General features: G+C 71.9%; 26 protein-coding genes. 10 read left to right on the forward strand and 16 right to left on the reverse strand.

Annotated features, from left to right (window positions below; genetic code table 11):
• Positions 1 to 219 precede the first annotated feature (219 nt).
• On the forward strand, positions 220 to 648 hold the full coding sequence (locus tag WAB15_RS36125) for a DUF6234 family protein (protein ID WP_407288882.1): 429 nt from the start codon (positions 220 to 222) through the stop codon (positions 646 to 648).
• 84 nt (positions 649 to 732) lie between these two features.
• Here the strand turns inward: WAB15_RS36125 and WAB15_RS36130 are convergent, their stop codons facing one another.
• From WAB15_RS36130 to WAB15_RS36140, 3 genes are all read right to left on the reverse strand, one after another.
• Positions 733 to 1113, reverse strand: a complete 381-nt coding sequence (locus WAB15_RS36130; protein ID WP_399145560.1) for a VOC family protein — start codon at positions 1111 to 1113, stop codon at positions 733 to 735.
• Positions 1114 to 1330: 217 nt separating this feature from the next.
• The gene (locus tag WAB15_RS36135; protein WP_407288883.1) at positions 1331 to 2131 is read right to left on the reverse strand and encodes a glycerophosphodiester phosphodiesterase; all 801 of its coding nucleotides are present in this window, start codon (positions 2129 to 2131) and stop codon (positions 1331 to 1333) included.
• Complete coding sequence (locus tag WAB15_RS36140) at positions 2128 to 2805, reverse strand: YczE/YyaS/YitT family protein (RefSeq protein ID WP_407288884.1); 678 nt, start codon at positions 2803 to 2805, stop codon at positions 2128 to 2130. Before WAB15_RS36140 ends, WAB15_RS36135 begins: the two co-directional genes overlap by 4 nt.
• Before the next feature lie 107 nt (positions 2806 to 2912).
• Between WAB15_RS36140 and WAB15_RS36145 the strand changes: the two genes are divergently transcribed.
• Positions 2913 to 4418, forward strand: coding sequence for a PLP-dependent aminotransferase family protein (locus tag WAB15_RS36145; RefSeq protein WP_399145563.1), 1506 nt, complete (start codon positions 2913 to 2915; stop codon positions 4416 to 4418).
• A 30-nt stretch (positions 4419 to 4448) separates the two neighbouring features.
• Here WAB15_RS36145 and WAB15_RS36150 read toward each other — a convergent pair whose 3' ends face one another.
• Positions 4449 to 6182, reverse strand: a complete 1734-nt coding sequence (locus WAB15_RS36150) for a hypothetical protein (protein WP_407288885.1) — start codon at positions 6180 to 6182, stop codon at positions 4449 to 4451.
• A gap of 157 nt (positions 6183 to 6339) precedes the next feature.
• The gene (locus WAB15_RS36155) at positions 6340 to 6534 is read right to left on the reverse strand and encodes a hypothetical protein (protein ID WP_030412631.1); all 195 of its coding nucleotides are present in this window, start codon (positions 6532 to 6534) and stop codon (positions 6340 to 6342) included.
• 195 nt (positions 6535 to 6729) lie between these two features.
• Between WAB15_RS36155 and WAB15_RS36160 the strand changes: the two genes are divergently transcribed.
• A complete protein-coding gene (locus tag WAB15_RS36160; RefSeq protein WP_407288886.1) occupies positions 6730 to 7182 on the forward strand; it encodes a YchJ family protein in 453 nt (150 codons plus the stop codon).
• A gap of 22 nt (positions 7183 to 7204) precedes the next feature.
• On the opposite strand, the gene WAB15_RS36165 is transcribed toward WAB15_RS36160, so the two are convergent.
• Complete coding sequence (locus WAB15_RS36165; RefSeq protein ID WP_399145566.1) at positions 7205 to 7579, reverse strand: RNA-binding S4 domain-containing protein; 375 nt, start codon at positions 7577 to 7579, stop codon at positions 7205 to 7207.
• 49 nt (positions 7580 to 7628) lie between these two features.
• The gene (locus tag WAB15_RS36170; protein ID WP_399145567.1) at positions 7629 to 8642 is read right to left on the reverse strand and encodes a Ku protein; all 1014 of its coding nucleotides are present in this window, start codon (positions 8640 to 8642) and stop codon (positions 7629 to 7631) included.
• Positions 8643 to 8672: 30 nt separating this feature from the next.
• Here WAB15_RS36170 and ligD point away from each other — a divergent pair, with 30 nt between their 5' ends.
• Both ligD and murJ read left to right on the forward strand, forming a co-directional pair.
• Positions 8673 to 9566 carry a non-homologous end-joining DNA ligase gene (gene ligD / locus WAB15_RS36175; RefSeq protein ID WP_399145568.1) on the forward strand — a complete coding sequence of 298 codons (894 nt, stop codon included), beginning with the start codon at positions 8673 to 8675 and terminating at the stop codon, positions 9564 to 9566.
• 10 nt (positions 9567 to 9576) lie between these two features.
• Entirely contained in the window at positions 9577 to 11280 is a 1704-nt protein-coding gene (gene murJ, locus WAB15_RS36180; RefSeq protein WP_407288887.1) for a murein biosynthesis integral membrane protein MurJ, read from the forward strand.
• A gap of 18 nt (positions 11281 to 11298) precedes the next feature.
• On the opposite strand, the gene WAB15_RS36185 is transcribed toward murJ, so the two are convergent.
• Entirely contained in the window at positions 11299 to 11703 is a 405-nt protein-coding gene (locus WAB15_RS36185) for a hypothetical protein (protein WP_399145570.1), read from the reverse strand.
• Positions 11704 to 12083: 380 nt separating this feature from the next.
• On the opposite strand from WAB15_RS36185, the gene WAB15_RS36190 reads away from it, so the two are divergent.
• From WAB15_RS36190 to WAB15_RS36205, 4 genes are all read left to right on the forward strand, one after another.
• Complete coding sequence (locus WAB15_RS36190; protein WP_407288888.1) at positions 12084 to 13310, forward strand: MFS transporter; 1227 nt, start codon at positions 12084 to 12086, stop codon at positions 13308 to 13310.
• A gap of 204 nt (positions 13311 to 13514) precedes the next feature.
• Positions 13515 to 14342: an endonuclease I family protein gene (locus tag WAB15_RS36195; RefSeq protein WP_399145572.1), complete on the forward strand. Its 828-nt coding sequence runs from the start codon at positions 13515 to 13517 to the stop codon at positions 14340 to 14342.
• Positions 14343 to 14469: 127 nt separating this feature from the next.
• Positions 14470 to 15714, forward strand: coding sequence for a D-alanyl-D-alanine carboxypeptidase family protein (locus WAB15_RS36200; RefSeq protein WP_407288889.1), 1245 nt, complete (start codon positions 14470 to 14472; stop codon positions 15712 to 15714).
• A gap of 293 nt (positions 15715 to 16007) precedes the next feature.
• On the forward strand, positions 16008 to 16211 hold the full coding sequence (locus WAB15_RS36205) for a cold-shock protein (RefSeq protein WP_399147377.1): 204 nt from the start codon (positions 16008 to 16010) through the stop codon (positions 16209 to 16211).
• A 98-nt stretch (positions 16212 to 16309) separates the two neighbouring features.
• On the opposite strand, the gene WAB15_RS36210 is transcribed toward WAB15_RS36205, so the two are convergent.
• From WAB15_RS36210 to WAB15_RS36220, 3 genes are all read right to left on the reverse strand, one after another.
• On the reverse strand, positions 16310 to 16582 hold the full coding sequence (locus tag WAB15_RS36210; protein WP_407288890.1) for a hypothetical protein: 273 nt from the start codon (positions 16580 to 16582) through the stop codon (positions 16310 to 16312).
• Positions 16583 to 16640: 58 nt separating this feature from the next.
• Complete coding sequence (locus WAB15_RS36215) at positions 16641 to 16835, reverse strand: antitoxin (RefSeq protein ID WP_407288891.1); 195 nt, start codon at positions 16833 to 16835, stop codon at positions 16641 to 16643.
• A gap of 114 nt (positions 16836 to 16949) precedes the next feature.
• Positions 16950 to 17975 (reverse strand): alpha/beta hydrolase, encoded by a 1026-nt coding sequence (locus WAB15_RS36220; protein WP_399147374.1) that lies wholly within the window; start codon positions 17973 to 17975, stop codon positions 16950 to 16952.
• Between the two features lie 197 nt (positions 17976 to 18172).
• Here WAB15_RS36220 and WAB15_RS36225 point away from each other — a divergent pair, with 197 nt between their 5' ends.
• Positions 18173 to 18487 carry a hypothetical protein gene (locus tag WAB15_RS36225; protein ID WP_399147373.1) on the forward strand — a complete coding sequence of 105 codons (315 nt, stop codon included), beginning with the start codon at positions 18173 to 18175 and terminating at the stop codon, positions 18485 to 18487.
• A 44-nt stretch (positions 18488 to 18531) separates the two neighbouring features.
• On the opposite strand, the gene WAB15_RS36230 is transcribed toward WAB15_RS36225, so the two are convergent.
• From WAB15_RS36230 to WAB15_RS36250, 5 genes are all read right to left on the reverse strand, one after another.
• On the reverse strand, positions 18532 to 21573 hold the full coding sequence (locus WAB15_RS36230) for an alpha-mannosidase (RefSeq protein WP_399147372.1): 3042 nt from the start codon (positions 21571 to 21573) through the stop codon (positions 18532 to 18534).
• Positions 21574 to 21633: 60 nt separating this feature from the next.
• Complete coding sequence (locus WAB15_RS36235) at positions 21634 to 23727, reverse strand: endo-beta-N-acetylglucosaminidase (protein WP_407288892.1); 2094 nt, start codon at positions 23725 to 23727, stop codon at positions 21634 to 21636.
• Positions 23724 to 25010, reverse strand: coding sequence for a glycosyl hydrolase (locus WAB15_RS36240; protein WP_407288893.1), 1287 nt, complete (start codon positions 25008 to 25010; stop codon positions 23724 to 23726). Before WAB15_RS36240 ends, WAB15_RS36235 begins: the two co-directional genes overlap by 4 nt.
• 100 nt (positions 25011 to 25110) lie before the next feature.
• Entirely contained in the window at positions 25111 to 25986 is an 876-nt protein-coding gene (locus WAB15_RS36245) for a carbohydrate ABC transporter permease (RefSeq protein ID WP_399147369.1), read from the reverse strand.
• Positions 25983 to 26852, reverse strand: a complete 870-nt coding sequence (locus tag WAB15_RS36250) for a carbohydrate ABC transporter permease (protein ID WP_407288894.1) — start codon at positions 26850 to 26852, stop codon at positions 25983 to 25985. The genes WAB15_RS36245 and WAB15_RS36250 overlap by 4 nt, the downstream gene beginning before the upstream one ends.
• Positions 26853 to 26864 lie beyond the last annotated feature (12 nt).

Consider the following 26864-nt stretch of genomic DNA (forward strand, 5'->3'; position numbering starts at 1 on the left):
CGGCCTCGGCGCGCGCCCCGGGAAACGCCGTGGCCTCTGATGTGTCCCGGCAGTCTCTACGAACCCCGGGAAGCCGTCGTATTGGCAGAAGCTACGAAGGTGCGGACCGTGTCCCGGCCTCCTGTACGAGAGGGCGTGCGGGTGTCGGTGCCGAGTCGACCGCACGGCATGAGTACGCGTACTCATGCGCGCCCCCTGACGGCCCGTCAAGATGTGGCCATGACATACGCACTCCCTGAGCCTTCGCCCCGGCGTAGGTGGCCCTGGTCGCGCAGGACACCTCGCGCACGGGACGTTGTCATCGGCCTTGCGTTGTTCGTGGTGGAAGTCGCGGTCTTCCTGTTGGCCGGTTTCGGGTACGGCATGGAGGTGTGGGCCGCGCAGGGGGAGCAATCCCGGATCGAGACGGCGCAGCTTGCGCAACTCGCCTGGATGCAGCACTTCTTCGTCGCCGTGATCGTATGTGCCGGGCTCGCGGCGCTGTTCCGCGCGCCGTGGACCGTGGTGTCGCAGCTGTTGGCCGCCGGAGCGGTGGCTGTGCTGTTCGTGCTGGCGCAGCACGACTACGACCGGAGCCACCCGGATCCCGCGCCTGTCCCGAGCGCGGGCTACACCCCGTGCTACAGCGGTAGCGGGAGGTGTAACTGAGTCGCTCCGACTCTGCTGACGGGGAGACTCGCCCACCCGACCGCCCCCGGCCGCCACGTGGGCCGCACCGGGGGCGCGGAGCCGTCAGAGCGGGTTGAGGCGGGCCTTGAGCAGGCAGAACTCATTGCCCTCGGGGTCGGCGAGGACGTGCCACGGCTCCTCGCCGGTCTGGCCGATGTCGGCCGGGCGGGCCCCGAGCTTCAGGAGGCGTTCGAGCTCGGCGTCCTGATCGCGGTCGGTGGGGTTGACGTCGATGTGCAGCCGGGTCTTCCCCGGTTCCGGCTCGTCCCTGCGGCTGAGGATGATCGTCGGCTGCGGGCCGCCGAACCCTTCGCGCGGCCCGATCTCGAAGCAGTCGTCCCCTTCGCGATCGAGCACCACGAAGTCCAGGACCTCGCACCAGAACCGCGCCAGCCCCTCGGGGTCGCGGCAACCGAGCACGAGCTCACTGATACGACATGCCATGGAAGAAACCTGCTTTCAGCGTGGGGAGCTGCCGGGGCGGCCGCACGCGGAGCTCTTGGGCTCTGCGCAGTGGGCACACGCGCGAGACCGTACCGGGCGGGGCGAGCGGGTGCGAAGGGTTTTGGGGATCCTCGCCTCGCCCGGCCGGGCCGCCGGGCGAGGACCGTAGGCCGCGCAGGCGGGGCAGCTCACGGCGGATCCGCCCAGGGGGAGTGGCCTAGGCCCAGCACCCTCGCTCGGTCAGCACCTTCCGCAGGGTCTCGATGTCGTCGGTCATGATCCCGTCCACGCCGAGATCCAGCAGGGCCGTCATCCGATCCGCGTCATTGATCGTCCAGACATGGACCTGCATGCCCAGTGCGTGCGCGGCGCGCAGGAACAGCGGGTCGACCACCGGGATGCCGGACTGCCGCTCGGGGACCTGGACGCAGACCGCGCTGCGCCGCACCGCCGCGCCCAGCAGGCGGTCGAGCGGCAGCGCCCCGCGGCCGTACGAGCGCAGTCGCAGGCCCGCCACGCCGCGGGTGCCGAGCGAGCTGGCCATCCGGGCGCCGGCCAGTCGCTGCGCCCGGGCCACCCGGGCCTCCGAGAACGAACCGACGCACACCCGGTCCCAGGCGTCGGCGCGGCGCAGCAGCTCCAGCAGCGGGGAGAGTGCGGCCTCCACCTTGAGGTCGACGTTCCAGCGCGCGTCGGGGAACTCCTCCAGCAGCTCCTCGAACAGTGGCAGTGGTTCCCGGCCGGCGACCCGGGCCCGGCGCACCGCCCGCCAGGGGAGCCGCCCGATCGCGCCGCGGGTGTCGGTGACACGGTCGAGCGTCGGGTCGTGGAAGGCGACCAGCTTTCCGTCCGAGGTGGCGTGCACATCGGTCTCCAGATAGCGGTAGCCCAGGTCGACCGCGCGGCGGAAGGCGGCGGCGGTGTTCTCCAGGCCGTCCGCGGACCCGCCCCGGTGGGCGAAGGGGAGCGGCGCGGGGTGGTCGAGGTAGGCGTGGCGGAGGCGTATCGCGGGGGTCACTCCGGCAGTATCGCGCGCTCGGGTGAAGTCCTGGCGCGGGCCACCACCCGCGACGGGGTCTCGGGCAGCCCCTTGATCGCGAAGAGCCGCAGGAAGAGCTGCGCCAGCGGTCCGATGGCCAGCGCGTAGACCACGGTGCCGGCCCCGACGGAGCCGCCGAGCAGGAAGCCGACCGCGAGCACCGTCACCTCGATGCAGGTCCGCACCAGCCGCACCGGGCGGCCGGTCCGGTGGTGCAGCCCGGTCATCAGCCCGTCGCGCGGCCCCGGGCCGAAACGGGCGGAGATGTACAGACCGGTCGCCGCGCCGTTGAGGAGGACGGCGAACGCCAGCAGCGGGATGCGGGCGCCGTACGAGGACAGCTCGGGCACCCATGCCATCGTCGCGTCCATGACGATCCCGAGGATCACCACGTTCGAGACCGTGCCCAGGCCGGGGCGCTGGCGCAGCGGGATCCACAGCAGCAGGATCAGGGCGCCCGACACGATGGTGACCGTGCCGATCGAGAGGCCCGTATGCCGGGATATGCCCTGGTTGAGTACGCTCCACGGCTCCAGGCCCAGGTCGGCGCGGACCATCAGTCCCATGCTCACGCCGTACAGCGTCAGTCCCGTGTAGAGCTGGATCAGCCGACGTGCCAGCAGGCCCCTCCGTGGGCCGGATCCCCTGGTCATGGACACGAAAATTCCCCCTCCTGGCAAGATTGGACCGACGCATGACACCATGTGGCATGTCCGGGCTCGGGAAGTAGAGCCAATTCGGGGAAGGTGGACTGATCTTCATGGCTCAGTGGACTTCAGCGGTGGGTGCGCCCCAACTCGCCCGGCTGCTCCGGTCGCAGGACCCGCGAGCCGCCGAACTCGCCGTCGGCGGACGCAAGTTGCCCGCCTACCGGGGCCTCGCCGACGGCGTACGCCTGCTCGTGCTCGAAGGCCGGGTGCCGGTCGCGGCCCGGCTGCCCGCCGAGCGGGAGCTGGCCGCGGCCTTCGGCGTCAGCCGCACCACCGTCGCCGCCGCCTACGAAGCGCTGCGCGCCGAGGGCTTCCTGGAGTCCCGGCGCGGCTCCGGCAGTTGGACCGCCGTCCCGGCCGGCAATCCGCTGCCCACCCGCGGCCTGGAACCGCTGCCCCCGGAGGCCGCCGGCTCCATGATCGACCTCGGCTGCGCCGCCCTCCCGGCCCCCGAGCCCTGGCTCACCCGCGCCGTCCAGGGCGCCATGGCCGATCTGCCGCTCTACGCCCACACCCACGGCGACTACCCGGCCGGCCTGCCGGTGCTGCGCCAGGCGCTCGCCGACCGCTACACCGCCCGCGGCATCCCCACGATGCCCGAACAGATCATGGTGACCACGGGCGCGATGGGCGCGGTGGCCGCGATCTGTCGCCTGTGTACCGGCCCCGGCGAGCGGGTGGCCGTCGACTCGCCCTCGTACGCCAACATCCTGCAGCTGATGCGGGACGCCGGCGCCCGGCTGGTCCCGGTCGCCCTCGGGGAACGGCTGGCCGGCTGGGACATCCCCGCCTGGCGCCAGGTGATGCGGGACGCCGCGCCCCGGATGGCGTATGTCGTCGCCGACTTCCACAACCCCACCGGCACCCTCGCCACCGAGGACCAGCGCCGCCGCATGGTCGACGCCGCCCGCTCGGCCGGCACGCTGCTCGTCGTCGACGAGACCATGACCGAGCTCCGGCTGGACGAGGACACCGAAACCCCCCGCCCGGTGTGCGCGTTCGACCCCGCCGGCAGCGCGGTGATCACCGTCGGTTCGGCGAGCAAGGCGTTCTGGGCCGGGATGCGGATCGGCTGGGTGCGCGCCGCCCCCGACATCATCCGCAGCCTGGTCGCCGCCCGCGCCTACTCCGACCTGGGCTCACCGGTCCTCGAACAGCTCGCCATCGCCTCGCTGCTGGAGGGCGGCGGATGGGAGCAGGCCGTCGAGATCCGCCGGGACCAGGCTCGGGAGAACCGCGATGCGATCGTCGCCGCCCTCCAGCGGCACCTCCCCGACTGGGAGTTCAGCGTGCCGCGCGGCGGGCTGACGCTGTGGGTGCGGACCGGCGGGCTCTCCGGCTCCCGGATCGCCGAGGCGGGGGAGCGGCTCGGGGTGCGGGTCCCCTCCGGCCCCCGGTTCGGTGTGGACGGCGCCTTCGAGGGCTTCGTACGGCTGCCGTTCACGGTCAACGGCGCGGTCGCCGACGAGGCCGCGGCCCGACTGGCGGGTGCGGCGCGGCTGGTCGCGACGGGCGCCCCGGCGGAAGCGGAGCTGCGGCACACCTTCGTCGCCTGACGGAGCGCCGGGAGCGCCGGTGCCGGGCGCTCACCGCTCCGCGCGCACGGCCTCCACCGAGCCGCTCTTGACCGTGCGGGACTCGCCGCCCTTGACGATCGACACTCGCGCGGGCGCTCGTACCGGCTCGGCGGCGGGCCCGGCCGGCTCGGTGGTCGGCGCCGGATCGCCCCCCGCGGGACGGCCGTCCGCCGCGCCTGCCGCCGCCGCGGTATCGGCCTCCGTGTCGGCCGCGGCCGCACGCTCGGGCAGCAGCGCCAGAACGGCCTGCCGGTGCGCCTCGCTCGTCGCGTCGTCGAACGGGTCGGGCGTGGCCGGCACCTGGAGCCGCACGACGGGAGCGGTCCCCAGCCGCGCATAGCCGCGTCCCGGTGGTACCTGTGCCGTCGGCGTGGTGTGCGGCGGCGCCCCGAGGACCGTCCGTACCTCGTCCACCGTGGCGGGACCGAGCACCACCCGCGCCTTGGTGTGCGCCCGCACCGGGTCGCTCAGCAGATCGGCGCTGTCGAACTGGTCGGCCACGACCACCGTGACCTGGGCCGCCCGGCCGTGCCGCAGCGGCACCTGCAGCCACCGTTGAGGGTCGTCCCGGCCTTCCGCGGCCGCGATATGGGTGAGCGCCGTCAGGCGGTCCACGATGATCCACAGCGGTCGCCGGGTGTCCTCCGGCGCGGGCCGGCCGGCCTGCCGCGCCCGGTTCGCGACGACCAGTCGGCGCTCGGTCTCGTGGGAGGCCCACTCCAGCCGCTTCAGGGTCCCCGCCAGCCCGCTCTCCACACCCAGCACGCCGGGGTGCCCGACCAGACACCCGAACTCGCCGGTGCCGGTGCCGTCGACGACCAGTACGTCGCCGTGCTGCAGCGCCTGCAGGGCGATCGAGCGCAGCAGCGTCGTGGTGCCGGTCGCCGGCTGCCCCAGGGCGAGCAGATGCGGCTCGGCGGAGCGCGGTCCGGTGCGCCAGACCACCGGCGGGGCGTCGCGCCGCTCCGGGCCGGCGGCGACCGGCAGGGTCCGCTGCACCGAGTCCGGGTCGGTGAAGCCGAGCACCGTCTCGCCCGGAGAGGTGACGAAGCGCTGCGCGGCGATATCGGCGGGCAGCGCCGCCAGGACGGTCACGGTGAGCTGATTGGCCAGCTCGTCCCAGGCGAAGTGGTACTCCCGGCCGCGGCCCGCCTTGGCGTACAGCACCTGCTCGATGCGGGCCCGGGCCCGGTCCTCGCCGTCGGTGAAGTACGCCGGGTACTTCAGCCGCAGCCGCTCCAGGCGCCCGGCGCCGTCGAAGGCGAACTCGTCGAAGGTCCGCTGCCAGTCGCCGCCGTGCGCGTACAGGGGACCGGGATCGCCCTCGGCGGAGAGGTACGGCACCAGCGCCTCGTACAGCGCCCGCAGCCGCTCCGTCTCCGTCTCGCTGGGACCGCTCTCCACAGTGGTGCGCTCCCGCCCCGCCCAGGCGCCCGCCCCCATGGCCGCGATCAGGGCGAGCAGCGGCCCGTACGGCACCAAGGCGACCACCAGTACGCACGCGCCGACGAAGCACAGCAGCGGACCGCGGCTCTCCTTGGGCGTCTCGGCCCAGCGTCCCCGGCCGGCCGTCGCCAGCCGGTGCAGCCCCCGACCGATGGTGATCAGCGGATGGAACACGTCGGAGGCGCCGTCGGCGGCGGTGCGCGCGAGTTCGCGACTGCGGGCGAGCGATGCGCTGTTGGCCATACGGGCGAGCGGTGCGCGGTCGGTCAGGATGCGGGGCAGAGGACGCCGTGCCACATCTTCTCCTGTTGCTCGTGCGGTGGTCTTGGCGGCTCGGCGTGGGCGGCGAGCCGGGGCGTGCGGAACGCGGTGCCGCCCGGACGGGAACTGGTGCGGCCCGTTCGGGCGGGACCCGTGGAGTTGAGCCGGCGGAGGAGATCGGGGAGACATCTCCCTAGAGCTTGATCCCCCCGAGGAGGCTCGCCAGGCTCGCCCCGCCGGCCTTGATACTCGGCGCGATCGCGGAACTGGCGAGATAGAACCCGAAGAGCGCGGAGACGAGCGCATGGGACAGCTTGAGTCCGTCTTTGCGGAAGAAGAGGAAGACGATGACACCGAGCAGGACGACGCCGGAAATGGACAGAATCATGGGGGGTTCTCTCCTGGGTGGTGGGGACGGTCACCATGAGTTCTTCCAGCCTCACAGCCCGTATCAAGCCATCAAAAGCTGCGAATGGGTGATTTATCGTTGAAATTCCCTATTTGGGCGCAGCTTCAGGGCGTGTCGCCCCGGCGTGTCCCCGGCGTGTCGCGATCCGCCTCCGCCGACCGGCACAATCGTCGGGTGTCGAAGCCGAAGAACAAGCCGCCCAAGAGGCCGTCGCGCGCGCCGCGCCGCCCGGCGGCCGTCACCCCCGATGCGCCCTGCCCCTGCGGACGCGCCGAGAGCTACCGCGACTGCTGCGGCGCCTTCCACCAGGGACGCGCCACCGCCCCCACCGCGGAGCGGCTGATGCGCTCGCGCTACAGCGCCTTCGTCGTCGGTGACACCGGCTATCTGCTGCGCACCTGGCACCCGACGACCCGCCCCGCGGCCCTCGACCTCGAACCGGCGCAGCACTGGACCGGGCTGGAGATCCTCGGCGCGATCGGCGGCACCGCCTTCCACACCGAAGGCACCGTGGAGTTCCGCGCGCACTTCAGCCTGGACGGGCACACCGACAGCCAGTACGAGCACAGCCGGTTCGTCCGCGAGAGCGGCGAGTGGGTCTATCTGGACGCGCTGCCGCCCGCGTAGGCCGCCGCCCCGCCGGGCCGGCTCAGCGACCTTGCAACTGGTCGATCTCGCGGCGCTCGCGCTTGGTGGGGCGCCCGGTGCCGCGGTCGCGATGCGCGGCCGGCGCCGTCATCTCGCGCGGCGGGGGCGGCGGGCTGTTGTCGACGAAGCACTCGGCGGCGACGGCCGCGCCCACCCGCTTGCGCACCAGGCGCGAGACCACCACGATCCGCTCCCGTCCGGCGTGCAGCAGTCGGACCTCGTCGCCGTTGTGCACGGCGTGCGCCGGCTTGACCCGCTCGCCGTTGACCCGTACGTGCCCCGCGCGACAGGCCGCCGCGGCCAGCGAACGGGTCTTGGTGAGCCGTACGGACCAGATCCAGCTGTCGATGCGGGTGGTCCCCTCGTCTGAAGCCATACCCAGACTCTAGAACGGTCGCGGCGCGCGGCGGCCGAGCGGCGGGCGGTCAGCCGGACTTCTTGGCCGTGGTCTTCTTCGCCGCGGCCTTCTTGGGTGTGGCTTTCTTGGCCGCCGTTTTCTCCGGGGATTTGCTCGCGGTGCTCTTCGCCGCGGTCTTCCGTGTCGTCGTCTTCCGCGCCGCGGTCTTCTTTTCCGCGCCACCGGCCGCGGTCTTCTTCGTCGCGGTCTTCTTCGCCGCCTTCCGCCCCCGTATCGGCGTCACGGACGCCGACTCCTCGGCCTGCCTCCCGCCCCCCTGTGCGGCCCGCACGCTCTTCTCCAGGGCCGCCGTCAGATCGATGACCTGGGCGCCGGACGGCGTCGCGGGGGCGACCGGCTCCTCGCCCTCCAGCTTCGCGGCGACCAGTTCCTCGACGGCCTCCCGGTAGTCGTCGTGGAGTTCGGCAGGGTCCAGCTCGCCCAGGGAGTCCATCAGGGTCTCGGCCAGCGTCATCTCGTTCTCGCGGATCTCGACCTCGTCGGGTACGACACCGGTGGCGGGCCGGATCTGATCCGGCCACAGCAGTTGGTGCATCACGATCGCGCCGTCGTGCGCCCGCAGCATCGCCAGCGACTCCCGCCCCCGCATCGCCACCTTGCCGATCGCGACCTTCCGATGGTGCTCCAGCGCCTCCCGCAGCACCGCGTACGGTTTGACGGCGGCTGCCCCGTTGGGCCCCAGGTAGTAGGCCTTGTCCATCTGGAGCGGATCGATCTCGGCGGGGTCGACGAAGGACAGGATCGACAGCGTCTTGGCGGTCGGCATCGGCAGCTGGGAGAGATCGTCGTCGGTGATCGGCACGACGGTGTCGTCGCCGGGCGGCTGATAGCCCTTGCCGACCTCCTCGTTCGGGACCTCCTCGCCGTCCAGCTCGCAGATCTTCCGGTACTGGACCGGAGCGCCGTCCTTCTCGTGGATGCGCACGAAGGAGACCGAGGAGGTGCGGTCGGTGGCGCTGTACGTCTTCACGGGGATGGTGACCAGCCCGAACGATATAGACCCATTCCATATAGAACGCATATTTCATCCCTTGTGTGGGATTCTCATCGTATGTCGCCGATCACCATCGTGGAGGGGCGACGCCTCTCGCTGACCAACCTGGACAAGGTCCTCTATCCCGAGACCGGCACCACCAAGGGCGAGGTGCTGCACTACTGCACCACCACCGCCGACGCCCTGCTCCCGCACCTCCACGACCGGCCGCTGTCCTTCCTGCGCTACCCCGACGGGCCGGACGGCCAGCGCTTCTTCACCAAGAACGTGCCGCCCGGCACCCCCACCTGGGTGCAGACCTGCGAGGTCCCCCATTCGACGTCCGGGCCCACCCGCCAGGTCCTGCTGCAGGACCTCCCCGCGCTGGTCTGGGCCGCGAACCTGGTCGTCGAGCTGCACACACCGCAGTGGACGAGCCGGGCGCCGGGCCTCGCCGACCGCCTCGTCGTCGATCTGGACCCGGGCGCACCGGCCACGATCGTGGAGTGCTGCACCGCGGCGCGGTGGCTGCACGAGCGGCTGGCCGCCGACGGCCTGGAGGTCTACGCGAAGACGAGCGGCTCCAAGGGCCTGCACCTCATCGCGCCCATCGAGCCCACCCCGTCCGAGCGGACCACCGCCTACGCCAAGCGGCTCGCCGCCGAGGCCGCACGGGCCCTGCCGGACCTCGTCGTGGACAAGATGACCAGGTCCCTGCGCCCCGGGAAGGTCTTCATCGACTTCTCCCAGAACGCCGCCGCCAAGACCACCGCCGTCGCCTACACCCTGCGCGCCCGCGCCACCCCCACCGTCTCCACGCCCGTCACCTGGGACGAGATCGCCGACTGCACTTCACCGGAGCAACTCAGCTTCCTCTTCAGCGAGATCGCCCCCCGCTGCGAACGCCACGGCGAGTTGCACGCGCCGCTGCTCGACCCCGACCGCGCCCGTCCACTTCCCAAAGCGGCATAGATTGACCCTCATGATCGACGGGACTTCGGACGACACCATGCAGCTACGCGCGCCGGATGGGCGGATATCCGGCGCGGACGGGGACCGGGGCGACGGCGGCGGTGAGCAGGACGCCGGGAAAGGGGTGGCGCGCTCCTCGCTCCTGATGGCCACCGGGACGGTGGTCTCCCGCGCCACGGGGCTGATCCGGACGGTGCTGCAGGCCGCCGCGCTCGGCACCGGACTGCTCGCCACCACGTACAACACCGCCAACGTCGTCCCGATGAGCATCTACACCCTGCTCATCGGCGGCGCGCTGAACTCCGTGCTGGTGCCGCAGCTGGTACGCGCCAGGGCCGAGCACGCCGACGGCGGCCGCGCCTACGAACAGCGGCTGGTCACCCTCGTGCTGAGCGTGCTCGCGGTCGGCACCCTGCTGTCGGTGTGGGCCGCCCCGCAGATCGTCGCCGTCTACACCGCCGACACGCCCCGGAACCACGCGGCCTTCGAACTCACCGTGGTCTTCGCCCGCTTCCTCCTCCCGCAGATCTTCTTCTACGGGCTCTTCTTCATCTTCGGGCAGGTCCTCAACGCCCGCGGCAGGTTCGGCGCGATGATGTGGACGCCGGTGCTCAACAACATCGTGCTGATCGCGATGTTCGGCGTCTACCTCGGCCTGCTGGCCGGGCCCGACCGGATCGAGGACATCACCCCCGGTCAGATCGACCTGCTGGGCATCGTCACCACGGGCGGTATCGCCCTCCAGGGCCTGGCGCTGATCCCGTTCGTACGGGCCGCCGGCTTCCGCTTCCGGCCGCGCTTCGACTGGCGCGGCAGCGGCCTGCGCAAGAGCATCGCGGCCGCCCGCTGGACCCTGCTGTTCGTCCTCGCCAACCTGGTCGCGATGACCGTCGTCACGCACTACGCGGGCGCCGTCGACCAGCAACTCCCCACCGCGGGCGTGGGGTACACCGCTTACAACTACGCCCAGGGCATCTGGATGCTGCCGCAGTCCATCGTCACCGTCTCGCTGGTGACCGCGCTGCTGCCGCGGATGAGCCGCGCGGTCACCGAAGGCCGTCTGGACGATCTGCGCGGCGACCTCTCCCGCGCCCTGCGCGTCAGCGGCGTCCTCATCGTTCCGGCGGCCTTCTTCTTCCTGGCCTTCGGCCCGCAGACCGCCCAACTGCTGTTCGCGCACGGCACCGTGGACGCCGCCTCGGCAGCGCCCGCCGGACATATGCTCCAGGCCTTCGGCCTCGGCCTGATCCCCTTCTCCGCCCAGTACCTGCTGCTGCGCGGCTTCTACGCCTTCGAGGACACCCGTACGCCGTTCTGGATGGCCTTCTGGACCAGCGCCGTCAACGTCGCCCTGGCCACCGCCTGCTATCTGCTGCTGCCGGCCCGCTGGTCGGTCACCGGGATGGCCGCCGCCTACACCGTCGCGTACGGCATCGGACTGCTGGTCACCGCGCGGCTGCTGCGCCGACGGCTCGACGGGCGCCTCGACGGCCGGCGCCTGTGCCGTACGTACGGCAAGCTGACCGGGGCCGCGGCCGCGGCCGGAGCGGTCGGCTGGCTGGCGGCCCGGGTCTGCTCCGTGGTCCCGGTCCCGGAGGGCTGGACGCCCGCCCTGGCCCTGGTCGCCGGGGGCCTGACGATGGCCCTGATCTTCCTGGGTCTGGCCCGCGTACTGAAGGTCGGCGAGCTGCGCACCCTGCCCGGACTGCGCTGAGCCGGGCGGCGGGTGCGCTCAGACCGCGTGCGGCCGTGGCCAGGACGCCCGCGCCGCGGCCTCGATCCAGCCGATGACGGCCTGCACCGCGGCGTCGCTCAGCCCGGCCAGCTCCGCCACCGCGGCCTGGTCCCCGGCCGCCGGTGCGACCCCGGCGGCGGTGAGCGCCACCTGGAGGTCCAGTCGCCGGCGGTCGGGCAGCGCCACCGGGGCCTGCAGCCGCTCCTCCGGGCGCGGGGGAGGGAGTGGCAGGTCATCGGGGTGTGACGGCAGGACGGGCACCCGGTCCTCCGGGCGGGGCGGCGGGAGGAGGAGGTCCAGGGGCAGCGCACGGGTGTCGAGCCGGTCCTCGGCGCGCGGGGGAGCGAGGGCGTAGTCCGGTGTCGCGCCGTACGGCGGGTAAGCGGGGTGGTACGGCGACATCGGGGCCTCCAGCGTGGTCCGAAGGGGTTCGGCAAGGGTTTCGGGGGGTTCGGCGAAGGGCGCGTCAGTTCCGGGGGAGCGCCGGGCGGTTCGGGGGGATCCGGGCGGTTCCGGGGAACGATGCGTTGGTCTTTCGGAGGCCGTCCGGTGCGGCTTCGGTTGCGAGAAGGGCGCGGGTTCACCCGATGGGAGCATGGACGGGTGCCCGTTCGACACGGTTTTGGAACGTGCGATCCAAAATGCTGTATCGTCCTCGGGGCGGGCGAGGTGGGGGCTGTCGAGGCCTGTCGTGCCGCCCCCTGTCGCATGGCCGCCCGGAAGTCCGGGGGTCTTCGCCTGCCTAGTTGGGGATCGATCGGATGGGAAAGGGAGGTCGGGCCGTGCCGCGTGCCGTGTATGTGCTGGCCGTCGGGATCTTCGCCATGGTGACCAGTGAGTTCGTGGTGGCCGGGCTGATGCCGCAGATGGCGGGCGGACTGGGGGTGGGCGTACCGCGGATCGGCTATCTCATCACCGCCTTCGCGGTGGCCATGGCGGCCGGTGGGCCGCTCCTCACCGTCGCCGTGGTGAGGCTCCGTCAGAAGTTCGCGTTGATGGTGCTGTTCGGGATATTCCTCGCGGGCAATGTGCTCGCCGCGCTCGCGCCGGACTACGGGGTGATGCTGGTGGCGCGGATCGTCACCGGGGTCGCGTCGCAGGCGTTCTTCGGCGTCGCGATGTCGATCTGTGTCCAGCTGACCCGGCCGGAGGTCCGCGGCCGCGCCATCGCGGTGCTGATGAATGGGCTGATGCTCGGCACGCTGCTGGGGCTGCCGTTGTCGACGGTCGTCGGTGAACGCTTCGGCTGGCGGGTGGCGTTCTGGGTCATTTCCGGGATCGCGGTGCTGGCCGCGCTCGCCACGCTCGCCGGAGTTCCCCGGCTGGGGCGCGCCGACGGTGGTGGGAACATCCGGGAAGAGCTGGTCGTCTTCCGAAATCCCCGGCTGTGGCTGGTGTTCTCCACCAGCACCCTCATCATCGGTGCGACATTCTCCGCGTTCAGCTATGTCAACCCCATTCTGACCGAGGTCACGGGATTCAGTACCGGAACCGTGCCGCTGCTGCTGATCGGATACGGCGCCGCCACCGTCATCGGCAATACCGTCGTGGGGCGACTGGCGGACCGGTTCACGGTCGGTGTCCAACTCGCCGGTCTGGCACTGAATTTCGTCTTTCTGGCCGGGTTCGCGCTGCTGGCTCATCTCGCCGTGCCGGCGGTGGTCATGTTGATGGGAATCGGTCTGGTCGGTGTCACGATGAATCCGGCGATGGCCACCCGTGTGCAACGCACCGGAAACGCCCGCCCGTTGGTGAATACCGTGCACTCGTCCTTCATCACCCTCGGCGTCATCGTGGGTTCCTCGGTCGGCGGTCTGGCGATCGACTCCTTCGGGCTGCGTGCTCCGTTGTGGCTCGGTGCCGCGCTGGCCGCCATCGGGATCGCCACGCTGCTGCCCGACCTGCGCCGTCGTCCCGGCGCGGAGCCGACGACCTCGGCCGGAGCCCCCGCGCCGCCGGTCCAGGTGCCCGCCGCCGAGCCGAAGGGGGCCTGCGCGGCACGGTCCTGACGGCGGATCGACGAATTCCGCCACCCTTTCGGGGGGAATTCGGTGATTGCCACGGGGTGGACACATAACTCTCCCCTGGTGTTCACACTGTGGTGATTACCGCGATGGAAGGCTTCCAAGTGGCCGTATTCCCAACGGCCGGTGCCGGTCGTGCCCCACACATTTCACGGCCTGGTACCACAATTCGGGGAGAGGACACCCTTCGTGGACAAGACCCACATAATTCGCCGTGGCCGCGTGCTGGCCATCGCCGCCACCACCGTCATGGTGGCGGTGGCCGCGCAGATCACGGCCAGCGCGACGGCCACCCCGGCCGCGCCGCGCGGATCCGTCACCGCCTATGACGACACGTACTACGAAGACGCCATGGGCAAGACCGGCCCGGAGCTCAAGGCCGCGCTGCACCGGATCATCAGCGAGACCCAGACCGGAAAGCTGACCTATTCCCAGGTCTGGGACGCCCTGAAGGACACCGACCAGGACCCGGCCAACAGCGCGAACATCATTCAGCTGTACACCGGAAAGTCCCAGAGCAAGAACTCCAACGGCAGCAATCCGGACGACTGGAATCGCGAGCACGTGTGGGCGAAGTCCCACGGCGACTTCGGCACCGCCACCGGCCCCGGAACCGACATCCACCATCTGCGGCCGGCGGATGTGTCCGTCAACAGCACCCGCGGGAACAAGGACTTCGACGACGGCGGTACGGAGGTCGGCGAGGCGCCGGGCAACTACACCGACGGCGACTCCTTCGAGCCCCGCGACGCGGACAAGGGCGATGTCGCCCGAATGATCCTCTACATGGCCGTCCGCTACGACGGCGACGACGGCTTCCCGGACCTGGAGCCCAACGACAAGGTCGACAACGGCAGCCAGCCGTACCTCGGCCGGCTCTCGGTCCTGAAGGAGTGGAGCCGGCAGGACCCGCCGTCCGACTTCGAGAAGCGCCGCAACCAGGTGATCTTCGACAAGTACCAGCACAACCGGAACCCGTTCATCGACCACCCCGAGTGGGTCAACGAGATCTGGTAACCGCAATCGGGCCGGGGTCGGCCGTGGCGCGCCGGGGTCGGCCCGGCGCGCCACGGCGCCCGGCCGCCGGGCATCGGATGGAGTAGGCCAACCGGCGCGCGGCAGGGGGCGTTCATAGCGTGGCCTCATGTCGAGCGTGAGGTGGGTCCCCGTCAGAGTCGTGACCGCGCTGTCGGCTTGTGCCGCGAGCCTGCTGGCCGCGACCGGGCCGGCGCGCGCCGATGGTCCGTACGGCGTCGACGACCTGCGGGCCGGCGCGCACGCCGTCGGACCGGGCGGCCCCGGGAACCGGCTCGACCACCGGGGCCTGCAGTTCCTGCCCCGGCGGGACGTGTCCGCGCCGCCGAAGGTCTCCGCGCTGTCGTGGATGGTGACCGACCTGGAGAGCGGCAAGATCCTGGCGGCTCGGAACGCCCACCGGCCGCTGCCGCCCGCCAGCACGCTCAAGGCCCTCTTCGCGCTGACCGTGCTGCCGAGGTTCTCCCAGCGGGAGGTGCACACCGTCTCCGCCGCCGACCTGACCGGCATCGAGGCGGGCAGCTCGCTCGCGGGCCTGAAGCAGGAGATGCCGTACCGCGTCGCGGACCTTTGGTACGGCGTGTTCCTGCGCTCGGGCAGCGACGCGGTGCACACCCTGGCCGGTATGAACGGTGGCTGGGACAAGACCATCGACGATATGCAGCAGATGGCGCGCCGCCTGGGCGCACGTGACACCAGAGTGGAGTCCGCGGACGGCTTCGACACGCCGGGGCAGTACTCGTCGGCGTACGACCTCTCGCTGTTCGGACAGGCCGGCCTGACCAACCGCGACTTCGCCCACTTCGCCTCGACGAAGTGGGCCGAGGTCCCGGAGGGCGCCCCGGACGCCTCCGACATGCAGAACACCAACCGGCTGCTGGTCGGCTCGCACGGCGTCCGCCCGTACGACGGCCTGATCGGGGTGAAGAACGGCTACACGTCGCACGCCGGCAACACCCTGATCGCCGCCGCCGAGCGGGACGGCCGCAGGCTGCTGGTCACCGTCATGAACCCGCGGTCAGGCGGCCGCAACGCCGTCTACGAGGAGGCCCGCGCCCTGCTGGACTGGGGCTTCGAGGCGGCTCCGCGGGCCGCGGCCGTCGGCATGCTGCCCACGATGGCGCCGGGGGAGCGGCAGGAGAGGCCGGAGCACGTCGTGCACCGGCCGCACCCGTCCACCGCACCGCACAAGGCCGCGGTCGCGGTCCAGGTCGCATCCGATGCCGAGGCGCGGCACCGGTGGCTGCTGTCGGCCGCCGGGGGCGTCGGCGCCGTGGCCGTCGCCGGGCTCGGCACCGCGCTGTGGTGGCGTCGGCGGGCGCCGCGCGAGGCCGGTGACGGGGAGTCGGACTGAGGCGGTTGCCGCACCGCCGATCGTCGTACATCAGTCCGATGCGTCAGGGGTACGGGGGACGGCGACTGGCCTTCCTGGTGATGGGCGACGCGTCAGCAACGGTTGTACCGCCCACCGGGCGTCGCTCGGTGTAGCGTCCTGATCAGCTGTCGTGGTTCCGAAGTACCGGGCGCCCGTGTCGCATTCACGGGCGTTCTTGCTGTGCGGTGCGTGTCCGGGCCAAGGCGATCACCTCCGGTTTCCGCGGTACGCGCGGAAGCCGACGCAAAGCCCATTGAACGAAGGAGACGTACATGGCTTCCGGCACGGTGAAGTGGTTCAACTCGGAGAAGGGCTTCGGCTTTATCGCCCAGGACGGCGGCGGCGCCGACGTCTTCGCGCACTACTCCAACATTGACGCCACCGGCTTCCGTGAGCTGCAGGAGGGCCAGAAGGTGACCTTCGAGGTCACCCAGGGCCAGAAGGGGCCCCAGGCGGAGAAGATCAAACTGGCGTGAGCGCGGCCGCAACGGCACCGGCGCCCGCTCCCGGACTCGGGGGCGGGCGCCGCCGTGCGGAACGGGCCCCGGCCTCCCCCGATCGGCCGCGGGCGGCGTCACCGGCCCTCAGGGGCGCCGGTCGTTGAGGATCTTCTGGAAGAGACCAGCACCCAGGGCATCGACCGCCCGGCGCTGCGCTCCGCGAGCGACTCCCGCAGCCGCGCCGCCTGCCCGGCGGGGGTGAAGAAGACCTCGTCCCGGTCCGGCCCCCAGGGGCGCAGATGATCACGACTCCGCCGGTAGGAACGGGCGAGGCCGGGGGCGTCCTCGGGCGCCGCCGGGCGCATCAGGACGTCGGACGCGAGCCGGACGGACGACGCGGAGATCATCCGTACAGCGTACGGGCGAGGCGGTGGCCCGGCAGCGCCCCGGGGAGAACCGCCGGCTTCAGGCCTGCGGCGGCCGCTCCTTGCCCTGCCCGCCGCCGAACTCGTCCCTGAGTTTGTCCTGGCCGGTGTCGACCTGGCCCGTGTACTTGCCCTGGGTCTTCTCGTCGACCATGTCGCCGGCCTTGTCGATGCCCTTTTCCGTCTGGGATTCGTGGCCCTTCAGCATGTGCTTGATCTTGTCCAGCATGGACATGAGTCGTCCTCCTCACCACGGTCCCCCACGACTCCAGCATCGCCCCCCACCAGGCGATCTGCATCCGCGCACCGGGGGCGCCGCACCCCGCCCCCGGGCCGCCGTCGCCCCGGATCAGGAGCCGCTCGCCACCGGCCCCTTCAGCTGGTCGCTGATGAACTTGATCGAGCCGTCCGCCATGCCCTTCTGGTAGTCCCAGGCGTTGTGCCGGCCGCCGGGTATGAGCTGCATCGAGGTGTGTATCGGACCCTTGCCGTACGTCCGGCGGAACTTCTCTATCGAGGCGGAGACGGATGAGGACTCCCGGCTGCCGGCCTGGAAGGCGAGGTAGACGTCCGGGCCGCCCTTCTGGAGGAGGCGCTGGGCGAGCTTCTCCGGGTTGTTGGCGTCCTTCTCCGCCTGGTGCCCCGCCCACAGGGGCGAGTCCGGCACGATGTCCGGGCCGCTGGCTATCGCCGCCTTGAACCTCTCCGGGTACTTCAGTACGGACTTCAGTCCCGCGAAACCACCGGAGGACGAGCCCATGAAGGCCCAGCCGTCCCGCGACTTGTAGGTGCGGAAATTGGCCTTGGTGAGGTTGACGACGTCCTCGGTCAACCAGGTCCCCATCTTCTGCTGCCCGGGGATGTCGCTGCCGTCGTGGTACTGGGTGTCCGGGTTGAGCATCGGCATCACCACGATGAACGGCAGGCTCTTGCCCTCCGCGGTCCACTTCGTGATGTTCTCCTGCAGCGCGATATCGCCGCCGACCCAGTAGTTGGTGACACCGCCCTGCTCCTTCGGGCTGCCCAGTCCGCCCGGCAGGGCCATCAGCACCGGAAAGCCGCTCTTGGCGTACTTCGGGTCCTGGTACTCCTTCGGGGCCCAGACCCAGACGCTGCCGGTGACGCCCGATTTCGCGCCCTTGAGCGTCGCGCGCGCTATGTGGGTGCCGTCATCCAGCGTGCGGGTGATCCGGAAGTCACTCTTGGGGCCGGTGGGCAGCAGGGTGTCGGCGTCCGCGGGCTTGACCCGCGCGTCGCCCCCGTCCTTGGCGCCGGCGTTGAAGTCGACCGGGTTTCCGGCGTCCGAGCAGCCGGCGAGCAGCGTGCAGCAGGCGACGAGGGTGGCCGTGAGCGCGACGGCGTAGCGATGTTTCAACGGTGACTCCGCGACGGGGTGATCAAGTACAAGTGCTCATATAGAGGGAAAACCGGCTGCCGGGGTTCCCTCGTCGGCCCCCTCGTCGCGGGACGGGTCCCGACCCCGGCTCACCCGTTCGGCGTAGTCCCCCCTCGGCGGTTCTCGCTCGGCCCGCTCGACGGGCACCGCGCCGCGGTCCGGCCGAGAATGCAGCGGTGAGCGATGAACACCGCAGTGCCGACCACACCGTGCCGCGCGCCGTGCCGGGTGACGAGGAACGACGGCTTGCCAGGAAGGCGCTGGCCGGCCGGGCGCGGGACGCGCACGATCTGACGTTGCTGATGGACATGCTGGGCCTGGATCCGGGCCGGGACCCGGGCCAGGAGCCATGCGGCCAGGAGCCGGGCCCCGACCCCAGGACCGGCCGTGGCCGGCGGGCCGGGCGCGGCGCCGGGCGCGAGCGGCGCGCCGAGCAGCGCCGCGACACCTGCCGCGACGCCAGGTCACGCTCGGGCGGGCCCAGGACCTGACGTCCGCCCCGGGCCCGCCCACCGCCTGATCGGCGGGACGCCGCTCAGAGATCCCCCGCCCGGCGCAGCCGCAGGGTCACGATCTGGAACGGGCGGAGCCGCATCCGGACCGTGCCGCCGTCCCGCTCGATCGCCGGGCCGTCGTCGGTCGGCCGTTCCAGCAGATCGGTGGTGACGGCGTCGGCCACCTCGAAGCCGGCCGTCACCGACGTGACCGCCCGCCCACCGTGCGCCTCGTGGAGACGCACGATCACATCGCCGCTCGCGTCGTCGGCGAGCTTGACCGCGGTGACCACCGTCGCGTCGTTGTCGACCGTGATCAGCGGCGGCACCGGCCGCGCGCCGGTGATCCGGCGCTCGGGCAGGTTGAGGCGGTGCCCCTCGCGCACCGCGTCGCCGATGGCGGCGCCGGGCACCAGCGCATAGCGGAAGCGGTGCACGCCCTGGTCGGTCTCCGGGTCCGGGAAGCGCGGTGCGCGCAGCAGGGAGAGCCGTACGGTCGTGGTCGTGCCCCGGTCGCCGTCGTCCCGGACCGTACGGGTGACGTCATGGCCGTAGGTCGCGTCGTTGACCAGCGCCACGCCCCAGCCCGGCTCCTCCAGATGCACGAACCGGTGCGCGCACGCCTCGAACTTGGCCGCCTCCCAGCTGGTGTTGGTGTGGGTGGGCCGGTAGAGGTGCCCGAACTGGGTCTCCGCGGCATAGCGCTCGGCGTGCACGTCCAGCGGGAACGCGGCCTTGAGGAACTTCTCGGTCTCGTGCCAGTCGACCTCGGTGTCGATGTCCAGGCGCCGCTGCCCGCGCGCCAGCGTCAGCGACTGCACCACCCGCGAACCGCCGAAGGTACGCGTCACCCGCACCGTCGCGGCGTCCCCGGACACCTCGCCGAGCACGACCTCGTCCGCGTCCGTCAGATCGGTGACGACGTTGCGGTAGAACGCGTCCACGTCCCAGGCGTCCCACATGTTGGGGAAGTCCGGGTGGATCTGCAGCAGGTTCGCCGCCGCCCCCGGGGCCACCGCCTCACGGTCGGCCCGCCGGTCGTACGCGGAGACCACCAGGCCGCGGCCGTCGATCACGATCCGCAGCAGGCCGTTGGTGAGCGTGCACCCGCCGTCGTCCCGGGCCGCGGCGGACACCTCCGGCCCCTCGGCCACCGCGGGCGCCACCGCACCGGCCGCGACCCCGCCGCGGGCGTGCGGCGCGGAGTTCGCCACCAGCTCCGCGCCGCCGTCGCCGGTCAGCGCCGCCAGCGCGGCGCCGATGATCCCCTCCAGCTCGGCGGCGACCGACGCATACGTCTTCGCCGCCTCGCGATGCACCCAGGCGATGGAGGAGCCGGGCAGGATGTCGTGGAACTGATGGAGCAGCACCGTCTTCCAGATCCGGTCCAGCTCGGCGTAGGGGTAGGGGTGCCCGGCCAGCACGGCGGCGGTGGCCGACCACAGTTCGGCCTCCCGCAGCAGCTGCTCGCTGCGCCGGTTACCTCGCTTGGTCCTGGCCTGGCTGGTGAGGGTCGCGCGATGCAGCTCCAGATACAGCTCGCCCACCCACACCGGAGCATGCGGATACTCCGCCTCCGCCTTCGCGAAGAAGTCGGCCGGCCGCTCCCACTCCACCGTGGCCGAACCGTCCAGATCGCGCAGCCGGCGAGCCTTGGCGATCATCTCGCGGGTGGTGCCCCCGCCGCCGTCGCCCCAGCCGGTCGGCGCCAGCGAGTGCCGGGCCACCCCCTTGTCCTTGAAGTTCCGTGCCGCATGCGCGATCTCGTCACCCGCCATCCGGCAGTTGTAGGTGTCCACCGGCGGGAAGTGCGTGAAGATCCGGGTGCCGTCGATGCCCTCCCAACGGAAGGTGTGGTGCGGAAACGCATTGACCTGGCTCCAGGAGATCTTCTGTGTCAGCAGCCACTTCGACCCCGCCGCCCTGATGATCTGCGGCAGCCCCGCGGCGAAACCGAAGGTGTCCGGCAGCCACGCCTCGTCGTTCTCGACGCCGAACTCCTCCAGGAAGAACCGCTTGCCGTGCACGAACTGCCGGGCCATCGCCTCCGAGCCGGGCATGTTGGTGTCCGACTCCACCCACATCCCGCCCGCCGGGACGAACCGCCCCTCCGCGACCGCCTTCTTGACCTTGGCGTAGACCTCGGGCCGGTGCTCCTTGATCCAGGCGTACTGCTGCGCCTGCGACATGGCGTAGACGAACTCCGGCTCGTCCTCCAGCAGCGCCGTCATGTTCGACGTCGTACGGGCCACCTTCCGCACGGTCTCGCGCAGCGGCCACAACCACGCCGAATCGATATGGGCGTGCCCCACCGCGCTGATCCGGTGCGCCGACGCCCCCGCGGGCGCCGCCAGCACCGCAGTCAGCTCCGAACGCGCCGCCCCCGCCGTCGCGTTGACCCGCTGCAGGTCCACCGCGTCCAGCGCCCGGCCGACCGCCCGCAGCACCTCCCAGCGCCGGGGGGCGTCCACCGGCAGCTCCACCATCAGCTCGCCCAGCACCTCCAGGTCCAAGATCAGCTCCCACACCTCGGTGTCGAACACCGCCAGGTCCATCCGCGCCAGCCGGTACTGCGGCTCGCTGCCCGCGGTCTCCCGGTCGCCCAACAAGGTCGGCTGGAACGGGTGGACGTCGAGGATGACGGGGTTGGACGCGGCCTCCAGATGCCACTCGACGTGCTCGCCGCCACGGACCGGCGCGCCCACCCGCACCCACTGGTTGCGAGGATTGATCGCCTTGACCGGAGTGCCGTCGGGCAGATGGACCAGCGCCTCGCACTGGAAGCCCGGCATCCGCTCGTCGAAACCCAGATCCAGCACGGCCTCCACGGTGCGGCCGGCCCACCGCGCGGGCACCTCGCCGACCACCTTGAACCAGGTCGTGCCCCAGGGCGCGCCCCAGGCATCGCCTACCGCCACCGGCGTGTGCGCGGCGGCCAGGCCCTCCGCGACCGGCACGGGCTCACCCGGTGCGACCCACGCCGAGACCTCCAGGGGAACCGATTCCGGATACAGCGCGGGCCGGATGCGCTCGTCCAGGACCCGCTGAAGACGGGCTTCGATCAGTGCGCGATCGTCATGCATGGCGATGACTCCATAGCGTCGAGGGGTACGGGAGGCAGGGACAGCCCCCAACAACCGTCCCTACCAGGGGAGTTCGGTCTCGGCGGGCTCCGAGACGGTGAACAGTTCCTGCACGGCGCGGACTTGGAGCCGGGCGGCCGGCTCGTTCTGCGCGCGCCGCAGGCCCGGTAGGTAGAAGGCCGTGCCGCAGGTGCCGCCGAGGAACCGGCGCGTGCCGTCCGGGAGCCGGCGGTGCAGCTCGTAGTGGCGCACCGGACCGGCGGCGCGCCGCCAGCGCAGCCGCAGCGAGGCCGCTCCGTCGGCGGTGTCGGTGTCGGTGATCTCCAGCCCGCTGGGCGGGGCCGGGGTGGTGACGCCGTCATGGACCGCCAGCGCCCCCAGCCGCCAGGCCGCCGGCGCACCGCCGCGGCCGGTCAGCCGCACGCCCAGGGCGCGGACCGGGCCGGTGCCGAGCGAGCCGAGCCGCACCGTGTCGGTGCGCCAGCCGCCGCCCGGCTCCAGGGTGCCGGCCGGCAGATACCCGTACGGGGCGGGCGCGCCCGGTGCCGGCGCTTCCCGCAGGGCGACCGCGACCTCGACGTCCACCGGGCCCGACGACGGATCGAGGCGATGGGTGAGGTCGAGGACCGTCGCGGCACCGGCCGGCAGCCGGGCCCGGAACAGCTCCAGTGTGGCCGGTGCGTCCAGGGCGCCGCGCACCAGCAGACTGCTGCCGCCGCGCCAGGCGTCGGCGAAGTCCAGCGACACGTCCGGGCGCCGGCCCTTCGTCCATACCGCCCAGCGTCTCGGCGGCAGCCGGTCCTGCAGCCCGAGATGGTTCCAGGGCGTGTCGGAGGCGACCGCGCCGTCCTCGTACCAGCGCAGACCGTGCCCGGTGTTGAAGGTGCTGGCGAACGGCAGCGTGCTGAGCGTCGCACGGTCCGCGACCGCGGTGGCCGGTGCCCGCCAGCCGCCGCCCCTGCCGCCGGGCCTGGTCGGATCGAGGCCCGCACCGGACCAGAACCGGTCGTCCGCGGCGTGGAACTGGCCCGGCGTACGCCCCGCGGGCAGATGCGAGAGCGTCCACTCGGGACGGTAGAAGCCGTACGACACGACATGGTCGCGGTCGGCGGGGATGATCGCGTCCCAGTCGGTGCGGGTGTCCCAGCCCGCCGACTCCACGTCGACCCCGGCCCACAACTCGTAGCGGCTGCGGCCCAGTCGGTCCGCCAGGCGCCCCGAGTCCGCCAGCCGCCCCGCGCTCCAGCGGAAGTCGACGAACAGCGAATCGGCGACCGGTCCCGCCGCGTCCTGGAAGAACGGCCGGTTCAGCTCGTTGAGCGCGCCCTGCCAGCCGACCCGGCCGGTGGTGTTCATCGCGTCGTACCAGGTGATCCGCAGACCGCGCGGGGCGCCCGCGGCCCGCAGCGCCCGCAGGAACGCCTGCATGTCGGCGGCCAGCGCGGCATCGCCGCCCTCGGTCTCCGCGTTGACGAACCAGCCGTCGAAGCCGTACACCGTCGCCACCTGCACCAGCTTGGCGACGAGCGGGAAGCGCCCGGAGGCGTCCCTGCGCACCAGATCGCGGGTCCAGCGCAGCTGCCCGCCGAAGGCGGCCGGCGGGAGGAAGACGGTGCCGAGGACGGGGACGCCGTTGCGGTGCGCGGCGTCGACGACCGGGGCGTTCGGGGCGAGGATCAGGCCCTCGCCGGAGGAGCCGCCCCAGAAGACCAGCTCGTCGAGGTACGCCCAGTGGGTCGGCGCGTAGTAGTCCGCAGTCGCCGAGCCCTGGGAGGGGTTGCCCGCGGTGTGGTCGAAGGCCGCCAGCGCGCTGATCCGGGCCTGGTCGGCGCGCGCCGTGGTGTTCGCCGGGACCGGGGTGAAGCGCTCGGCCAGTGGCACCGTCGCCGTGTTGAACGCCAGGTCCCGGTCGGTCTCGGGGCGCCAGTCCGTAAGGCTCCGCCAGGTGATGCCCTCGCCGGGCGTGCCCGACGGCAGCGAGTCGGGGAACCAGTACGACGCGTACGGCTGCAGGGACTCCGCGGCACGGGCCCCGGGGCGGCCGGCGGCCAGCGCCGAGCCGCCCCCGAGGGACGGCCCGAGCAGCGCGGCCGCGGCGCCGGCCCCGGCCAGCAGCACACGGCGGCGGGGGACGGGCGGCGGTTGCCGGTTCATGAGGTGCTCCTCCGATGGGGGACGGATGGCGACGGGCGGCGCGCGGGACCGACCTCGTCGGGTGTGCGGACCTCGGTGATCCCACGGGCCGTCAGATGTGCGGTGTCGTTGGCGAGTTCGGAAAGTACGAGCGCCGGCCGGGCCCCCTGGGCGGCCAGCTCCGCCCAGGCCTCGAAGACCGGGCCGCCGGGTGCGCACACCGAACGCCGTGGCGCCGCCGTCGCATCGCCGGCATCGACGACCAGCGCGGTGCTGCGCACCGGCGGCCGGTGCGCCCGGCCGCGGTACTCCTCGACCAGCGCCGCGATCGTCCGGCCCGCCGGCTTGACCGTACGGTCGTCGCGCAGCAGGCCCAGGCCGTACTCCAGCTCGGGGAAGTCCGCGAGCGAGCGCGCCACATCGTGCGAACACCACCAGGTCACGCCCCACAGGTCGGGGCAGTCCAGCGCGGCCGCGACGGTGGCCTCGGTGAAGCGTGCCGCGCCCTCCTCGGGGATGTGCGGGGCGGGGGCGCCGACCTCCTGGAGCCACACCGGGCGGTGCGGGTCCTCGGCCCAGGCCTTGGACAGCTCGACGAGGTACGCGGCGTGCTGCTCGGTGGCGCTGCCGGTCGGCCCGTGCCGCTGCGCGGTGCCGTTGAACACCCAGGAGTGCACGGCCGTGACGGCGCCGAGCCGGGCGGCCTGCGCGGGTGTGAAGGGGTGGCCGTCGCGGTACCAGGCGGCGTCGTACGCGGCGTGCAGATGCATCCGGCCCGGCGCGCCCCGCTCGCACGCCGCGAGCATCCGCGTCAGCCAGGCCGCGGCCTGCTCGTCGGTGATCCGGTCCGGATCGGGGTGCGGACCGTCCGAGAACTGGTTGATCTCGTTGCCGAGCGTCATCCCGAGGAAGTTCGGCCGGTCGGCGAGCGCCGCCGCCAGTGTCCGCAGATACTCCTCCTGGCCCGCCAGTACCTCCGGGTCGGTGAAGATGTTCCGGCGGTGCCAGGTCCGGGTCCAGGCGGGAAGGAAGTCGAAGCTCGACAGATGGCCCTGCAGCCCGTCGACGTTGACGTCGAGGCCGCGTTCGGCCGCGGCGTCCGCCAGGCGCACCAGCTGCTCCACGGCGCGCGGTCGGATCAGGGTGCGGTTGGGCTGGAAGAGCGGCCAGAGCGGGAAGACCCGGATGTGGTCCAGGCCGAGGGCGGCGATCGAGTCGAGGTCGGCGCGCACGGCGTCCAGGTCGAAGTCGAGCCAGTGGTGGAACCAGCCTCGGGTGGGGGTGTAGTTGGCGCCGAATCGCATAGGGCTCCTATGGGTACGGGCGGGAATCGGGCGGGCCGGTGCGGCTTAGGGCGTGTCCGATGGGTCATGGCCGGGTCCGACCCTGACCCATCGGACACCCCTAGCCCTTGACGGCGCCCTCGCCGACGCCGCGGAAGAAGTAACGCTGGAGACAGGCGAACAGCACGATCAGCGGGACGACGGCGATGACGGTGCCGGCCGCGACCAGCCGCTGGTTGTCCGCGAAGGTGCCGTGCAGAAAGTTCAGTCCGATGGTCAGGGTGAACTTCGACTGGTCGCTCAGCACGATCAGCGGCCACAGGAAGTCGTCCCAGGCGCCCATGAACGAGAAGATCGCCACGACCGCGAGGGTGCCCTTGACCGACGGCAGCGCGATCCGTACGAACCGCTGCCAGGCGTTGGCCCCGTCGACGAACGCCGCCTCCTCGACCTCGTACGGCAGACCCGCGAAGGCGTTCCGCATCAGCAGCACGTTCATCGCCCCGATGCAGCCGGGCAGAACCACACCGAGCAGGGTGTTGTTGAGTTGCAGTTCCCGCATCGTCACGAACTGGGCGATCATGATGCTCTCGACCGGCACCAGCATCGCCATGATGAAGACGACCAGTGCGGCCTTGCGGCCCCGAAAGCGCATCCGGGCCAGTGCGTAGCCGGCGAGCGCGGCGCCCACGCAGTTGGTGACCACATTGGCGGTGGCGACCTTCAGTGAGTTCAGCGCGAAGTCCCAGACCGGGATGATCTCCGCGACGCCGGCGTAGTTGGCCAGGGTGGCGTGCTGCGGGATCAGGCTCGGCGGATAGCGGTAGATGTCCTCGCCCGGCCCCTTGAGGGACGTGGACAGCTGCCACAGGAACGGCCCGATGGTCAGCGCCAGCACGGCGAGCAACAGGAGGTAGCGGAGCGGCAACCGCCACCACCGCAGCCGCCGTCGCCGGTCGCGCCGCCGCCGTGGCGCGACGGCCCCCGCGGCGTTCACGCCTCCTCCCTACGGCCGGCGCGCAGCACCAGCAGCATCAGCCCGAGCGTGATCACGAAGACCACGACGGACAGTGCGGAGGCGTAGCCGACGCGGCCGCTGAGGCCGGTTCCGGCCTGCTGGACGAGCATCACCAAGGTGGTGTCCTCCCCGCCGGGGCCGCCGGTCGGGCCGGCCATCAGATAGACCTCGGAGAACACCTTGAAGGCGCTGACCGCGGAGAGGGCGGCCACCAGCACCATCGTGCCGCGCACCGCGGGCACCGTGACGGTCGTGAAGCGGCGCACCGCCCCCGCGCCGTCGACCGCGCACGCCTCGTGCAGCTCCCGCGGCACGTTCGCCAGCGCCGCCAGATAAATGATCATGTAGTAGCCGAGGCCCTTCCAGACGGTGACCGCCATCGCGCTGAGCAGCAGCAGCCAGGGGTCGCTGAGGAAGCCCGCCTTGCCGAAGCCCAGGCCCTCCAGGAGGGCGTTGATCAGCCCCCGGTCGTCCAGCAGCCACACCCAGATCAGACCGACCACGACCACGGAGGCGACCACCGGCGTGTAGAACGCGGCCCGGAAGAACGCGATCCCGGGTATCTGCCGCTGCACCAGCATGGCCAGCAGCAGCGGCAGGATCACCAGCAGCGGGACGACCCCCAGGACGTAGAGCAGGCTGTTGCGCAGCCCCGTCCAGAACATCGCGTCATGGATCAGCTCCTGGTAGTTGGCGCCACCGACGAACCGACCCGCGGTGAGCGTGCGGGCATCGGTGAAGGAGTGCGCCACCGTGCTGAGGAACGGATAGAGGCCGAACGTGGCCACGACCAGCAGCCCGGGACCGAGGAACAGCCAGGGACTGGCCGGCTTGTGCGTCTTCACGGGGCGCCCGGC

The organism is Streptomyces sirii, from assembly GCF_045690365.1.
GTDB lineage: Bacteria > Actinomycetota > Actinomycetes > Streptomycetales > Streptomycetaceae > Streptomyces > Streptomyces sirii.

Excerpts from the sequence above, each read along its gene's own strand:
- WAB15_RS36130 (WP_399145560.1), bottom strand. The coding sequence starts at position 1,113 with ATGGCATGTCGTATCAGTGAGCTCGTGCTCGGTTGCCGCGACCCCGAG.
- WAB15_RS36200 (WP_407288889.1), top strand. The coding sequence starts at position 14,470 with ATGTCGAGCGTGAGGTGGGTCCCCGTCAGAGTCGTGACCGCGCTGTCG.
- WAB15_RS36140 (WP_407288884.1), bottom strand. The coding sequence starts at position 2,805 with ATGACCAGGGGATCCGGCCCACGGAGGGGCCTGCTGGCACGTCGGCTG.
- WAB15_RS36210 (WP_407288890.1), bottom strand. The coding sequence starts at position 16,582 with ATGATCTCCGCGTCGTCCGTCCGGCTCGCGTCCGACGTCCTGATGCGC.
- WAB15_RS36230 (WP_399147372.1), bottom strand. The coding sequence starts at position 21,573 with ATGCATGACGATCGCGCACTGATCGAAGCCCGTCTTCAGCGGGTCCTG.
- WAB15_RS36215 (WP_407288891.1), bottom strand. The coding sequence starts at position 16,835 with ATGTCCATGCTGGACAAGATCAAGCACATGCTGAAGGGCCACGAATCC.
- WAB15_RS36240 (WP_407288893.1), bottom strand. The coding sequence starts at position 25,010 with ATGCGATTCGGCGCCAACTACACCCCCACCCGAGGCTGGTTCCACCAC.
- WAB15_RS36125 (WP_407288882.1), top strand. The coding sequence starts at position 220 with ATGACATACGCACTCCCTGAGCCTTCGCCCCGGCGTAGGTGGCCCTGG.
- WAB15_RS36165 (WP_399145566.1), bottom strand. The coding sequence starts at position 7,579 with ATGGCTTCAGACGAGGGGACCACCCGCATCGACAGCTGGATCTGGTCC.
- WAB15_RS36235 (WP_407288892.1), bottom strand. The coding sequence starts at position 23,727 with ATGAACCGGCAACCGCCGCCCGTCCCCCGCCGCCGTGTGCTGCTGGCC.
- WAB15_RS36185 (WP_399145570.1), bottom strand. The coding sequence starts at position 11,703 with ATGTCGCCGTACCACCCCGCTTACCCGCCGTACGGCGCGACACCGGAC.
- ligD (WP_399145568.1), top strand. The coding sequence starts at position 8,673 with ATGTCGCCGATCACCATCGTGGAGGGGCGACGCCTCTCGCTGACCAAC.
- WAB15_RS36205 (WP_399147377.1), top strand. The coding sequence starts at position 16,008 with ATGGCTTCCGGCACGGTGAAGTGGTTCAACTCGGAGAAGGGCTTCGGC.
- WAB15_RS36145 (WP_399145563.1), top strand. The coding sequence starts at position 2,913 with ATGGCTCAGTGGACTTCAGCGGTGGGTGCGCCCCAACTCGCCCGGCTG.
- WAB15_RS36155 (WP_030412631.1), bottom strand. The coding sequence starts at position 6,534 with ATGATTCTGTCCATTTCCGGCGTCGTCCTGCTCGGTGTCATCGTCTTC.
- murJ (WP_407288887.1), top strand. The coding sequence starts at position 9,577 with ATGATCGACGGGACTTCGGACGACACCATGCAGCTACGCGCGCCGGAT.
- WAB15_RS36170 (WP_399145567.1), bottom strand. The coding sequence starts at position 8,642 with ATGCGTTCTATATGGAATGGGTCTATATCGTTCGGGCTGGTCACCATC.